This is a genomic window from Kitasatospora sp. NPDC003701 (assembly GCF_053587085.1).
In genome coordinates, this window is sequence record NZ_JBSFNM010000001.1 from 195,620 (window position 1) to 208,421 (window position 12,802).

General features: G+C 75.2%; 9 protein-coding genes. 5 read left to right on the forward strand and 4 right to left on the reverse strand.

Annotated elements, in window-relative coordinates; translation table 11 throughout:
- Positions 1 to 52: 52 nt before the first annotated feature.
- The 3 genes from ACWDRR_RS00920 to ACWDRR_RS00930 all read left to right on the forward strand — a co-directional run bounded on the left by ACWDRR_RS00920 (position 53) and on the right by ACWDRR_RS00930 (position 3,861).
- A complete protein-coding gene (locus ACWDRR_RS00920; protein WP_449770020.1) occupies positions 53 to 1,132 on the forward strand; it encodes a class I SAM-dependent methyltransferase in 1,080 nt (359 codons plus the stop codon).
- 120 nt (positions 1,133 to 1,252) lie between these two features.
- Positions 1,253 to 2,125 carry a sulfurtransferase gene (locus ACWDRR_RS00925; protein ID WP_449770021.1) on the forward strand — a complete coding sequence of 291 codons (873 nt, stop codon included), beginning with the start codon at positions 1,253 to 1,255 and terminating at the stop codon, positions 2,123 to 2,125.
- A gap of 203 nt (positions 2,126 to 2,328) precedes the next feature.
- On the forward strand, positions 2,329 to 3,861 hold the full coding sequence (locus ACWDRR_RS00930; protein WP_449770022.1) for a M1 family metallopeptidase: 1,533 nt from the start codon (positions 2,329 to 2,331) through the stop codon (positions 3,859 to 3,861).
- Between the two features lie 60 nt (positions 3,862 to 3,921).
- Here ACWDRR_RS00930 and ACWDRR_RS00935 read toward each other — a convergent pair whose 3' ends face one another.
- On the reverse strand, positions 3,922 to 5,406 hold the full coding sequence (locus ACWDRR_RS00935) for a condensation domain-containing protein (RefSeq protein WP_449770023.1): 1,485 nt from the start codon (positions 5,404 to 5,406) through the stop codon (positions 3,922 to 3,924).
- Between the two features lie 400 nt (positions 5,407 to 5,806).
- Entirely contained in the window at positions 5,807 to 6,679 is an 873-nt protein-coding gene (locus ACWDRR_RS00940) for a class I SAM-dependent methyltransferase (protein WP_449770024.1), read from the reverse strand.
- A gap of 198 nt (positions 6,680 to 6,877) precedes the next feature.
- Between ACWDRR_RS00940 and ACWDRR_RS00945 the strand changes: the two genes are divergently transcribed.
- Together ACWDRR_RS00945 and ACWDRR_RS00950 are read left to right on the forward strand one after the other, a co-directional pair.
- Entirely contained in the window at positions 6,878 to 7,384 is a 507-nt protein-coding gene (locus ACWDRR_RS00945) for a DinB family protein (RefSeq protein ID WP_449770025.1), read from the forward strand.
- Between the two features lie 94 nt (positions 7,385 to 7,478).
- Positions 7,479 to 7,886, forward strand: a complete 408-nt coding sequence (locus ACWDRR_RS00950; protein ID WP_449770026.1) for a hypothetical protein — start codon at positions 7,479 to 7,481, stop codon at positions 7,884 to 7,886.
- A 12-nt stretch (positions 7,887 to 7,898) separates the two neighbouring features.
- Here ACWDRR_RS00950 and ACWDRR_RS00955 read toward each other — a convergent pair whose 3' ends face one another.
- Together ACWDRR_RS00955 and ACWDRR_RS00960 are read right to left on the reverse strand one after the other, a co-directional pair.
- Positions 7,899 to 10,952, reverse strand: a complete 3,054-nt coding sequence (locus ACWDRR_RS00955) for an AfsR/SARP family transcriptional regulator (protein WP_449770027.1) — start codon at positions 10,950 to 10,952, stop codon at positions 7,899 to 7,901.
- A gap of 614 nt (positions 10,953 to 11,566) precedes the next feature.
- Positions 11,567 to 12,661 (reverse strand): MinD/ParA family ATP-binding protein, encoded by a 1,095-nt coding sequence (locus ACWDRR_RS00960; RefSeq protein ID WP_449770028.1) that lies wholly within the window; start codon positions 12,659 to 12,661, stop codon positions 11,567 to 11,569.
- Positions 12,662 to 12,802 lie beyond the last annotated feature (141 nt).

The window sequence follows — 12,802 nt, forward strand, 5'->3', positions numbered from 1 at the left end:
GTAGCGTGACGAGGGGAGGGTTTTCGCCCGCTCCGACCGCGGAGGAGGAACGATGTCCGCATCGGCACCCGACCCGGTGAAACAGGAGGAGTTCGCGGGTCGCACCCTGGCCCTGCTGAACGACGCCTGCCTGGGATTCATGGCCAGCATCGGCCACCAGACCGAGCTCTTCGACATCATGGCCGGGCTCGCCCCCTCGACCAGCGAGGAGATCGCCCGCGCCGGCGGGCTGAACGAGCGCTACGTCCGGGAGTGGCTGGGCGCCATGGTGGTCGGCGGGATCGTCGACTACGACCCGGAGCGGGCCTGCTACACGCTGCCGCCGGAGCACGCCGCCTCCCTCACCAGGGCGGCCGGGCCGGACAACATGGCCGGGCTGATGCAGTACCTCGCGCTGATGGGCGAGGTCGAGCAGCAGGTCGTGGAGGCCTTCCGGAAGGGCGGCGGGGTGCCCTACTCGGCGTATCCGCGGTTCCAGGCACTGCAGGGCGAGGAGTCCAGACGGGTCTACGACGCGGCCCTGGTGGAGGCCATCCTCCCGCTCGTCCCCGGGCTGACCGAGCGGCTGCGCGCCGGGATCGACACGCTCGACATCGGCACCGGGCAGGGGCACGCCGTCAACCTGATCGCCCGGGCCTTCCCCGCGAGCCGGTGCGCCGGCGTCGACATCTCGGAGGACGGCATCGCCGCGGCGCGGGCCGAAGCCGCCGGGCTGGGCCTGGCCAACGCCCGCTTCGAGGTCGCCGACTCGGCCGGACTCACCGGCTCCTACGACCTGGTCACCGCCTTCGACGTGATCCACGACCTGGCCCGGCCGGCCGAGACGCTGGCCGCCGTCGCCGGTGCGCTGCGGCCGGACGGCGTCTTCCTGATGGGCGACATCGCCGCCAGCAGCCGGCTGGAGGAGAACGTCGACCACCCGCTGGCCCCGGCGCTCTACGCGCTGTCGACCTTCTACTGCATGACGGTCTCGCTCGGTGAGGGCGGCGCCGGGCTGGGCACGGTCTGGGGCGAGCAGACGGCCCGCCGGATGCTGGCCGAGGCGGGGTTCGGCGCGGTGGAGACCAAGCAGGTCGAGGGCGACGTGCTCAACCTGTACTACGTGGTGCGGCCGGCCGGGGCCGCGGCGTGAAGGGTGCCGGGCAGAAGTGTGCCGGACCGGGGGGTGCCGGGCCGGAGGGTGCCGGGCCGGGGGTGGCCGGGGCCTGCGGTCGGACGTAGGTTCGAAGAGTCCGAGGGAAGGAGGGCGGCGATGACCGGGAACGGCTACGCACACCCCGAGGCACTGGTCCCCACCGAATGGCTCGCCCAGCACCTCGACGACGGCACGATCCGCGTCGTCGAGGTGGACGAGGACACCACGGCGTACGAGTCCGGGCACATCCCGGGAGCGGTCGGCTGGAACTGGACCACCGACCTGCACAGCCGGGTGGGCCGCGACTACGCCGACCGCGAGGGCATGCAGCACCTGCTGCGCGCGGCCGGGGTGGAGGACGACACCACCGTGGTGCTGTACGGCGGCAACAACAACTGGTTCGCCGCCTACGCCTACTGGCTGCTGCGGCTGCGCGGCTTCGGCCCGGTACGGCTGCTGGACGGCGGCCGGAAGAAGTGGGAGCTGGAGGAGCGCGAGCTCAGCCAGGAGGTGATGGACTACCAGCACAGCACCCTCCGGCTGAGCGGGCCCGAACACCCCGAGGTGCGGGCGCTGCGCGACGAGGTGCTGGCCAAGGCCGAGGTGTTCGCCAAGCCCGGCTCGGACGCCGTCCTGGTGGACGTTCGCTCACCGGCCGAGTACCGGGGCGAGGCGCTCGCCCCGCCGCACCTGCCGCAGGAGCAGGCGCAGGTGCCCGGGCACATCCCCGGTGCGGTGAACATCCCCTGGTCGCAGGCGGCCAACGACGACGGCACCTTCCGGTCCGCCGAGGAGCTGCGCGCGCTCTACGGCGGGCAGGGCGTGGCGGAGGAGCGCGAGGTGATCGCGTACTGCCGGATCGGGGAGCGCTCCGCGTACACCTGGTTCGCGCTGACCGAACTGCTCGGGTACCCGCACGTCAAGAACTACGACGGCTCGTGGACGGAGTACGGCTCGCTGGTGCGGGCGCCGGTGGCGCTGGGGGCGTGAGGAGCGGGCGGCCGGCCCGGCGCTGAGCGGCGGCTGCGGCGGCTGCGGGGAGACCGTGGCTGCGGCGGCGGGGTGACGGGTGCGCGGCGGCACCATGTCGGCTCATTTCTTCTCATGAACATTTCATCCCGCAGGAGTGGGCCCGGGCTCGCCGGGACAGGGATCGGATCCGACCCACTGTCCCAGTGACCCTGGAGGACCACGTGCGCAAGAGGCTGATCGTCTCTGCCGCCGCCGGCGCGCTCGCACTGCTGCTGACCGTCCCCGCCGCCGCCGCCCCGGGCGGCCCCGGCGCGGCCGGCATCGGCGACACCTACTACCCGTACGCCGGCAACGGCGGATACAACGTCTCGCACTACGACATCCGGCTCAAATACCAGCCCGCGACCGACCAACTGGAAGGCACCGCCACCATCCTGGCCACCACGACCCAGGACCTCACACGGTTCAACCTGGACTTCGTGCTGGGCGTCCAGGAAGTCCTGGTCAACGGCCGCACCGCCGCGTTCGCCAGCACCGGCGAGTCGGAGCTGCAGATCACCCCCGCCCGGCCGCTCGCCAAGGGCAGCCCGGTGACCGTCGTCGTCCGCTACGCCGACAAGCCCGGCGAGGTCGAGCGCGGCGGCTACTCCGCCTGGCTGCGCACCCCCGACGGCGGCGTCGCCGCCAACGAGCCGGAGAGCGCCGCCTGGTGGTACCCGAGCAACGACCACCCAACCGACAAGGCCACCTTCGACGTCTCCGTGCTGGTGCCCGACGGCACCCAGGCGATCAGCAACGGCATCCTCACCGGGCAGAGCTCGCGGGCCGGCTGGACCCGCTACAACTGGCGTCAGACCAAGCCGCAGGCGACGTATCTGGCCACCCTGGCGATCGGCAAGTTCGACATCCGGACCGACACCACCCCGGGCGGGCTGCCGGTCGTCACCGCCTACAGCAAGGACCTCGGCGACAACGACGGCGCGGCCCGGGCCAGCGTCGAGCGCACCGGCGAGCTGGTCGACTGGCTGAGCACCTACTTCGGCGCCTACCCGTTCGACTCGATCGGCGGCTACGTGCCCAACGTGCCCACCGGCTACGCCCTGGAGACGCAGACCCAGATCTTCTACAGCCCCGCGCAGTTCGCCCGCGGCTCCAACACCTCCACCGTGGTGCACGAGCTGGCCCACCAGTGGTACGGCGACAGCGTCTCCGTCCAGCGCTGGAGCGACATCTGGCTCAACGAGGGCTTCGCCCGCTACGCGCAGTGGCTCTGGTCCGAGCACGAGAACGAGGGCACCGCGCAGGAACTCGCCGACTACATCTACTCCTACTACCCGGCCGACAACGCCTTCTGGACCGTCAAGCCGGGCGACCCGGGCCCGGACCACCAGTTCGCCGGAGCCGTCTACGACCGCGGCGCGGTGGCCGTCCAGGCGCTGCGCAACGCCGTCGGCGACGAGAAGTTCTTCCGGATCCTGAAGGGCTGGCCGACCGAGCGCCGCTTCGGCAACGCCAGCATCCCGCAGTTCCAGGCGTACGCCGAGCGGATCTCCGGCAAGCCGCTCGGGGAGCTCTTCAACACCTGGCTGTTCACCGACTCCAAGCCGGCGCTCTCCTCGGCGGGCGTTCCGGCGGCTCCGGCGGCCGGGGCGGCCGCGTCCGCACTCGCGCCGAGCGCCAAGGCGCAGCCGCAGGAGCCGAAGTCCTGGAAGAAGATCCAGGAGACCAACTCGATCCACGACAGCCGGCACTGACACCCCGGCCCGGCCGACCGCGTGGAACGGTCGGCCGGGCCCGGGGTCCGGTGCGGGAGCTCAGGAGGCGGGGGCGGCCAGGGCCGGGGCCAGGGTCCGGGCCTCGGTGAGGATCAGGGCCTCGACCCCGTAGAGGAACCGTTCCATCGCGGGGCGGGGGAGCACCGAGCTGTCCGCCGTCATCGCGAGCTGGAGCGCGTCCGCGCTCTGGAGGGCGTCCAGGGCGAAGGAGAGGCCGGGGCGCGGGGCGAACTCGACCGGCCAGGTGAGGGTGGTGCCCGGGGCGCCGGGGCCCGTCCCGGTGTCCGCGTCGGTCCCGGCTTCGGTTCTGGCTTCGGTCCCGGTGTCGGTCCCGGCGTCGGTTCTGGTCTCGGGATCGGCCTCGGTGCCGGCCTCGGGCGCGGGCTCGGGCTCGGTGAGCGCGGACGGGAGCAGGTCGCGGGTGTCGTTGAAGATGCAGGAGCGGTCGGCGAGCGGGCCGTGCTCGGCGGTCAGCCGGGCGATCTCCTCGTCCAGCAGGCGCTTGTTGTAGTAGGCGTGCCGGTAGGTGGCGATCGAGGCGGCATGGGTGCGGCGCACGGCGTCGCCGAACTCCCCCTCGGCGTCCGGCAGATGGAACAGGCCGTCGCCCGCCACCACGCTCACCGCGGAGCCCAGCCCGGGCAGGAAGCGGTTGTTGACGATGACCTGGAGCACCGCGTCCGGCGATCCGGAGAGCCGCGAGGTCATCACCGCCACTGCCGCGAGGAGCACCGAGGACGTGCTCGCCCGGTGGCCGGCCGCGACCACCTCGACCGCCCGGAGCAGGGCCGGGGAGCTGAGCACGGCGTTCGGGAACGGCTTCGGCTCCTCGCCGTCCGGCACCGCCGGGAAGAGGCGCGGCGGGCCCAGCCGCAGCTTGCGCACCACATGGGCGCGGGCGTTCACATCGCGTCGCAGGCCGCGGGCGGAGTTCTGGAACTCCGCCTCTTCGAGCGGCTGTTGGGAGCCCCGAAGGGTGCTGATCGACTCGACGGACCCGCCCTGGGCCAGTTCGCTGAGGTCCATCACCAGCAGGCCCATGCCCGCGCCGTCCAGCGCCGTGTGCGAGAGGACGAGCGCCATGTGCCGGACCAGCCCGTCCGCCTCGACCAGGCCGACGCGTATCGGCCACTGCTCGGTGCAGTCGAACGGCAGCGCCGCCAACTCGTCGTGCAGGGCGGCGCCGGTCCTGGCCAGGTCGGCCCCCTCGCCGCCGCAGTGGCGGGTGTGCACGGTCAGCCGGCCCGCCGGGTCGACGATCTGCCGCAGCCGCCCCCGGTCGTCCGGGACGAGCCGGGTGCGCAGCGAGTCGTGCAGCCGGAGCAGGCCCTCCAGGGCGTCCAGCACGACCGGCACCGGCAGGCCCGGGTCCAGCGGGGCGGACGCCGTGATGTTGTAGCGCGGCGCATCGGCCGGCGCCAAGCGGCTCACGGCGTCCCAGATGGCCTGCTGGCCCCAGGTGGCCGGCCCGGTGCCGGACCGGCCGGACGAGAAGGCGATCTCCAGCTGCTGACTCGTGGTCACCGTGTGCTCTCCGATGTGCGGTTATGGACTCGGCAGGTGCTGCGGCGGTACGGGGTGCGGGTGCTCGATGGGTCGTGCGGGTCGTGCGGGGCGGCCTTCAGTGCGAGGGGAACGTGTGTGCTGCCAAGGCAAGAGTGTGGCGCACCACCCAGGTGGCGTCGAGCCTCGGAACCCGGCGGCGCCTGCGCGCGATCCGCGGAGCGCGGTACCGGTAGGCCCTTGGCGGAGGCCGATTCACGGTGTGGGTTCGCCGGCTCGGAAGCGCGCGGAAACCTGCCCCTGGCCCCCGGCCGACCCGCTGGTCGGCCGGGGGCCAGGGGCAACCGGTCCGGCGTCGGGGCGATGCGTCGGACAAGCCGGGAAGGACGTCCCCCCGTTTCGTGCGAAGGCCCGGCCGCGGTCAGGCGCGGGTGGCGGTGACGAGGTGGTAGTCGAGCAGGCCGCTCTGCCAGGCGGCGAGGAAGTTGCGGGTCCAGTGGCCGGGCGGGACGGTGTCCTTCAGGTAGCGGTCCAGGCCCGGCCAGACGTCGGTGCCGATCGACTCGGTGGTGACGTCGGTGAAGCCGGCGGCCGTGAGGTCGGTGGTGTAGGCGGCGAGCGGGTGGGCGACGTCGAGGCCGTCGGCGAAGCTGCCGAGCAGGATGCTCAGCCGCTCGGCGACCTCCGGGCCGGAGCTGAAGAAGGTGGTCACGGCCAGCCGGCCGCCGGGGCGCAGCACCCGGGCCGACTCGCGGGCGAAGCCGGTCAGTTCGCGGAAGTGCTGGGCCGCCTCGACCGAGTAGAGGCCGTCCAGGGCGGCGTCCGGGAAGGGCAGGTCGTCGGCCGCGCCCAGGCTGTAGGCGAGGCGGTCCGGGAAGGTCGCCAGCGCCTTGGCGTTGACCGCGCGGGCGCGCTCGATCTGGTCCGGGTGGATGTCGACGCCCGTCACCGCGGCGAAGCGGAACTCGCAGAGCGCGAGGGCCGCGCCGAGGCCCCGCCCGCAGCCCACCTCGGCCAGCCGCAGCCGCTCGGTGGGAGCGGGGAAGGTGCGCAGCACGCGACGGTACAGCGCCTCCTGGCTGCGGATCCGGTCCTCGGGGGTGGGTGCGTCGGTGTCGATGCCGCTCCAGTCGCCGAAGTTGATGAATCCGCCCGCGAAGCTGGGGGCCTGACTCAGATCGTCGGCGCCGTACGTCCGTCGCACGGTCGCGGGAATGCGGTTCTGGTCCATCGGCTGCTCGGCCTTCTCACGCGGTGCCGCCCGGCCCTCGGGCGCGCTGAGGTACGTACCCAAACCGGTCCGTGTCCGAACGCATGCCGGGACGAATGAGGCCTGGGAGGGACGGCGGTCGGCGTGGTGTTGACGAGGCCGGGGGTGGCGGGGCGCACCGTGGTGAGCGGGAAAACGGGTGGACAGCGAGGGGCGGGGTGGGCCTGGATGGGAGTGGTGCCCGGAGGAGGTGCCCGTGTCCGAGCCACCCGGGAGACCGAGATGACCGCCGAACGAATCGCACCCCCGCTGACCGGGGGTGAGCGCGAGATGCTGCGCGCCTTCCTGGACTTCCACCGGGCGACCCTGGCCGTGAAGTGCGAGGGGCTGACCGAGGAGCAGCTGAGGCTGCGGTCGAGCCCGCCGTCCACGCTGAGCCTGCTGGGGCTGGTGCGGCACATGGCGGAGGTGGAGCGGACGTGGTTCCGCCGGGTGATCGGCAAGGAGGACGTCCCGCTGGTCTGGTCCCCGGAGGGTGACTTCCAGGTCGCCTACGACGCGGGGGACGCCGACCGGGGCGAGGCGTTCGCGGCCTGGGCGGCGGAGGTCGAGCACGCCCGGCGGATCGAGCGGGAGGCGCCGTCGCTGGACGTCACGGGCCACATGGCGAAGTGGGGCGAGGACGTGTCGCTGCGGCTGGTGATGCTGCACCTGATCCACGAGTACGCCCGGCACAACGGGCACGCCGACTTCCTGCGCGAAGCGATCGACGGATCGACGGGGGCGTAGCCGTGGGCGCGGGTGAACGCCGCACGGGGTGGCAGCCGTTCTCGTTCACATGACGGTGATGATGACCGAGCGTGCCGCTGGCATGCTTGCGGGCATGGTGGAGATGGCGGACGAGCCGGAGATCCGGGAGCTGATCGCCTCCTGGTTGGCCGCGGAGCCCCAGGTGGAGGCGGTGTCGGGCGAGGCCGGGGGCGGGGAGGGGCTGCCGGCGCCGCCCGGCGGCGGCCGGGAGTTCGCCGAGGCGGCCCGGCGGCTGGCCCTGCGCGGGCTGGACGGTTCGCGGCTGCCGGCGGTGCCGGGCGGGCTGCGGCTGATTGCGGAGGCCCTGGTGGTGGACGAGCACCCGTCCGCCGCGCGTTGGACGCCGCTGGAGCGGGCCGAGGCGGTCGAGTGGGTGGCGCTGCTGCTGCACCGGTTCGGCGAGGACGGCGTCCAGGAGCTGATCGCCGGGCCGGCCGGGGACCGGGGGCCGGGCGCCCCGGGCGGGCCTTCGGCCGGCTAGGCCTGTCCGCTCCTAGGCCCCGCCGTCGTAGCCCGGTCGACGTCCCGGCTGCCCGGCGCCGCCCGCCCGGCCGGTGGCCGGCCGGTACGCCCCGGGCCGGCACGACCGCCGCACCGTCGTCAGCCGCCGATGGCCTTCGGCCTCCGGTCGGTGGGGGCTCTCGCCGCAGGGACTCCCGCGGTCGCCCGCCCGGGGCCGGCACGCGCCGTCCGCGGCCGGTAACGCCCTCCGCACCGACGGCGCCACGGTGACGGCGCCGCTCAGCGCGGCCAGCCGACGCTCCAGCTGGCGGACGAAGCCGGCGTCGCCGAGCCGCTCGTACAGGCAGAGCGCGGAGCGCAGGTGCGGGGTGGCCTCGACCGGTCGGTCGGTGTCCAGCAGGAAGTCGGCGTAGTGGCGCTCCGCCACGGCCTGCAGATGGACGGCGCCCGCGGCGCGACAGCGCTCCATGGTCTCCCGCCAGGCCCGTTCGGCCTCGGCCGGGCGGCGGAGCTGCTGCAGCGCGTGCGCCTCGTTGACCATGGCGGACAGGTGGTACGTCGCCTGCGGGTGCTCGGCGAGCAGCGTCCGGGCCTCCCGGGCCCGGCGCAGGGCCTGCCCGGCGTCCCCGGCGAAGCCGTGCAGCGCGGCCGTGTTGCTGAGCGCGAACGGCGCGTGCTCCGCGAGGCCGTGCGCGTCGGCCAGGGCGATCGCCCGCTCGCCCAGCCGGACGGCCTCGGCGTGCTCGCCGCGGGCCGCGCTGGCCACCGCGAGCACGGTGACGGCGTGCACATGGACGCTGCCGCCGGTGCCCTCGGTGCGGGTGACGGCCTCCAGGGCGAGCCGGTGGGCCTCCTCCGCCCGCCCGATGCCGCTCAGGGCCCGGGCCGTCGAGGCCTCCATCGAGGCGACGGCGGCCGGATCGCCGGTCAGCTGCGCGGACCTCAGCCCGGCGCGCAGGCAGGCCAGCCGGTCCGTCCGGCGGCCGGCGCCGTAGTAGAGGCAGTTGGCCAGGTAGGCCAGCCGCCAGGCGCGCCGGTGGTCGCCGAGGTCGGCCGCCGAGGTGACCAGGCCGCGGATGGTGGGCTCCTCGGCGCGGAACCAGGTCAGCGCGGAGCGCACGTCGGGCAGCCGCGGCCGGGCCGGGCCGGGCACCGGCGGCGGGCCGAAGGAGTCGAGGCCGGGCTGGAGCAGGCCGGCGCCGTGCGCGGCGGCCGCCAGGAAGTGGTCGACCAGCGCCAGGGTGGCATCGGCGCGGTCCGACTCCGGTCGCTCGTCGAGGAGTTCGGCGCCGTAGAGCCGGATCAGATCGTGCCGGCGGTAGCGGCCGGGGGTGTCCTCGGTGAGCAGGTGGTGGGCGGCCAGCGAGCCGAGGGCCCGCCGGGCCTCGGTGGTGTCGGTGTGCAGCAGGGCGGCGGCCGCGTGGGCGTCGGTCTCCGGGCCGGGGTGCGCGGCGAGCAGGGCCAGCAGCTGGACGGCGGTGGCGGAGAGCCGGCGGACCGTCAGGCCCAGCGCGCTGCGCACGCTGATCGTGCCCTGGGTGTCCAGGGTCTGCAACCGGGTGCGCTCGTCGGCGAGTTCGGGCACGAGGTCGGCGATCGCCCAGCCCGGCTGGGCGGCCAGCCGGGCGGCGGCGATCCGCAGCGCGAGCGGCAGGTGGTCGCAGAGTTCGGCGACCTTGGCCGCGGCCTCCGGCTCGGCCCGCACCCGGGCCGGGGTGAGCAGGTGCTCCAGCAGGCCCAGCGCGTCCTCGGCGGGCAGCGCGCCGAGCCGCAGCAGGGCGGCGCCCTCGGTGACCACCACGTCCTCCAGCGAGCTGCGGCTGGTGATCACGGTGGCGCAGTCGGGCCCGGCGGGCAGCAGGTCCGCCACGTCCTCGGCGTCGCCGGCGTTGTCCAGCACGACCAGCATCCGGCGTCCGCGGCTCAGCGCCCGGTAGAGCGCGGCCCGGGCGAAGGGGTCCTCCGGCAGCTCGCGCTCCTCGACGCCCAGGGCGCGCAGGAACCGGCCCAGGACGTCGGCCGGTGCGGTGCGGTGGCCCGGGCCGAAGCCGTTCAGGTCGGCGAAGAGCTGGCCGTCGGGGAAGGCGTCGGCCGCGGAGTGCGCCCACTGCACCACGGTCGCGGTCTTGCCCGCGCCCGCCGGGCCGACCACGACGGCCAGGCTGCCGCTGCGGCGCGGCCCGCCGCACTCGGCGTCCAGCCAGCGCTGCTCGGCCGCCCGGCCGACGAACCCCGCCGCCCGGCGCGGGAGTTGGCCGGCGCCCGGGCGGGGCGCCGACGGGCGCGGAACCGCCGGTGCGGCCGGTGCGGCCGGCGCGGGCGGTGCGGGCGGTGCGGCGGCGGCCGGGTCGGCGGCGAGCATGTCGTCCACGGCCGACTGCAGCGGGCGGCCCGGGGGGACGCCCAGCTCCTCGGCCAGCCGACGCCGGGCGCGGTGGTAGGCGGTGAGCGCGTCGGCGAACCGGCCGGCCTGGTGCAGGCAGCGGACCAGCAGGGCGGCGAGCGGCTCGTAGAGGCCGTCGGCCTCGGTGGCGCGGTCGAGTTCGGGGACGGCCTCGGCGCCCCGGCCGAGCCGCAGGAGGCGCTCGGCCCAGCACTCCAGCGCGCGGGTGCGGTGCCGGTCGAGCCGGTCGGCGACGGCGTGCCGCAGGTCGGTCTCGGGCAGGTTGGCCAGGGCCGCGGCGCCGTGCCAGAGGTCCAGGGCCTCGCGCAGCAGCTTGGCGGCGGGCTCGTCGCCCTCCGGAGCGCTCTCCCCGGCGGCGCGGGCGGTGAGCCGCTCGAAGAGCAGCGCGTCCACCAGCTCGGCCGGGCCGTCGAGCCGGTAGCCGGGCGCGCGGGTCAGCAGGCTGAAGGGGGAGTCGGCGATCTGCTTGCGCAGTGCGGCGATGTGCCCCTGCAGCGCGGCCCGGGCCTGGGCGGGCGGGGCCTCGCCCCAGAGCAGCTCGAAGAGCCGCTCGACCGGGACGATGCGGCCGAGTTCGAGCGCCAGCAGTGCCAGGACGGCGCATCGCTTGGCGCCGGCCGGCTCGACGGCGTGACCGTCGGCGGCCCGCAGTTCCACCGGCCCCAGCAGTCGAATGAACACAGATCCCCCCAGGTAGAAGCGGATCGTCTCAGCTTTCCGTCCACATCTCGGCCGCAGTCTAGCCACGCCCGGCGGGCGGCTCGGGCCGCCCGGGAGACGGCTGTACGCCGTCGAAGCATTCCGGCTCCGAACGTCGACGGCGGCTCGATCCGTGCTGCGCCGACGGGCGTACGGCCGCCGTTCGAGGGGAGTTTACTGACGTGAGGTCAGCTGTTTACGGGCGCTCGTGGCACCCGGTGCCGCCCGCTGGACAGATCTGCCTGACGCGTTCGTGCCATATGCACGGCCGGGTCGTGGTTCGGGGGCGGGGGCGGGGGCCCGGATCCGTCAGGTCACCGGGCGGACCGGGCCGGGCGGGCCGGTGCGGCCGGGGAGCCGGGTGTCCGGCGTCGTGTACCGCCCGCATCGGGCGGAGGTCGGGCGGCGGTCCGAAATGGGAGTGAATGGGCATACCAGGTAGGCACGCAGGGGCATGCCGGTCTGCCCGAAAGGGTATGCCTTTCGGGCAGCCTTTCGGCAGGTGGGAGGGGGTGCCGGGGGCGGGGCCCGCCGGGTGGCGGGGGTCGCCCGGCGGGGGTCCCGGCGGCCGGAGGGAGCGGGCGGCGCCCGCGGGTTCACCAGCCGGTGGGTCGGCCCGCCCGCCACAGGTCGTCGCCGATCAGTGCCGCCAGCTCGCGGACCGCCCTGCGGGTGCGGTGGCCGAGCCGCCCCGGCTCGAACTCCGTACCCGCGGCGAGGTGCTCGTCGAACGGCAGCTCCACCACACCCCGGCAGCGGCCGCCGAAGTAGGCCCGCAGATCGGCGGAGTTCACCAGCCGCCCGGCCCCGCGGACCGCCGAGATCGCGGTGACGGAGCGTTCGGCCAGCTCCCCGTACCCGTGCGCGTGCAGCCAGTCGAGGGTCGCGGCGGCGCTGCCCGCGCCGTCCACGCTCGGCGTGGTGGCGAGGACCAGCTGGTCGGCCAGCTCCAGGACGCCGCGCATCGGGCCGTCGGGCAGCCCGGTGCCGGAGTCGGTCAGCGTGATCGGGTAGCGCTCGGCGAGCACGGACAGGACGGCGCGGTAGTCGGCCTCCTCCAGTGGCCGGCCCGTCCCCGGGTGCGGCGGGCCGGACAGGACGGCCAGCCCGGTCGGGGTCGGGGAGAGGTAGGGCCCGGGGTCGACGGGCGCCGGGCCGCCGCTGCGCAGCGCCGCCGCGAGCTCGGCGACACCGGCCGGGGCCGCCGGGTGGATCCGCCGGGCCGGCGGGTTCGGGTGGGTGCCCGCGTCGACCGCGGCCACCGGCTCGCCGCGCTCGGTGGCGAGCATCGCCCCCAGCGCGAGCACCAGCGAGGTCTTGCCGACACCGCCCTTGGCGCTGATCACGGCGATCCGGTAACTGCCGTGCAGCGGGGAGCGGATGCGGCGCAGCTGCTCGCGGCCGCGGCGCTCGCCGGTGCGCAGCACGTCCAGGACGTTGCGCCGCTGCTCCGCCCCGGGGCGCGGTGCGGCCGGGGGGAGGGGGAGCCCGGCGGGCGCTGGCGTGGCGGCCGGGGGAGCGACGGTCGGGAGCGGCGGTGGGGCGGGGGCGATCGGGGCGGGGACCGGCCGGCTTGCGGCGGCCGGCGCGGGTACGGGCGCGGGGGCGAGCGGTGGCAGCAGGACGGTGCCGAAGGCGTCGAGCGCCGCCGCCGGGGCGGGGCGGTAGGCGATGTCGGGGCCGGCGGTCATGACGGGTCCTCCTTGCGGCACGGGCTGCGGATGCGCACTCTCCACTCCGCTCTACGGCTCGTCGACGCACCGCAGTTCAGCGGCCGGTTCGGCCTCCCGGGCGGGCCCCGGATCCGCCGGCGGGAGCTGAACCGGACGCCG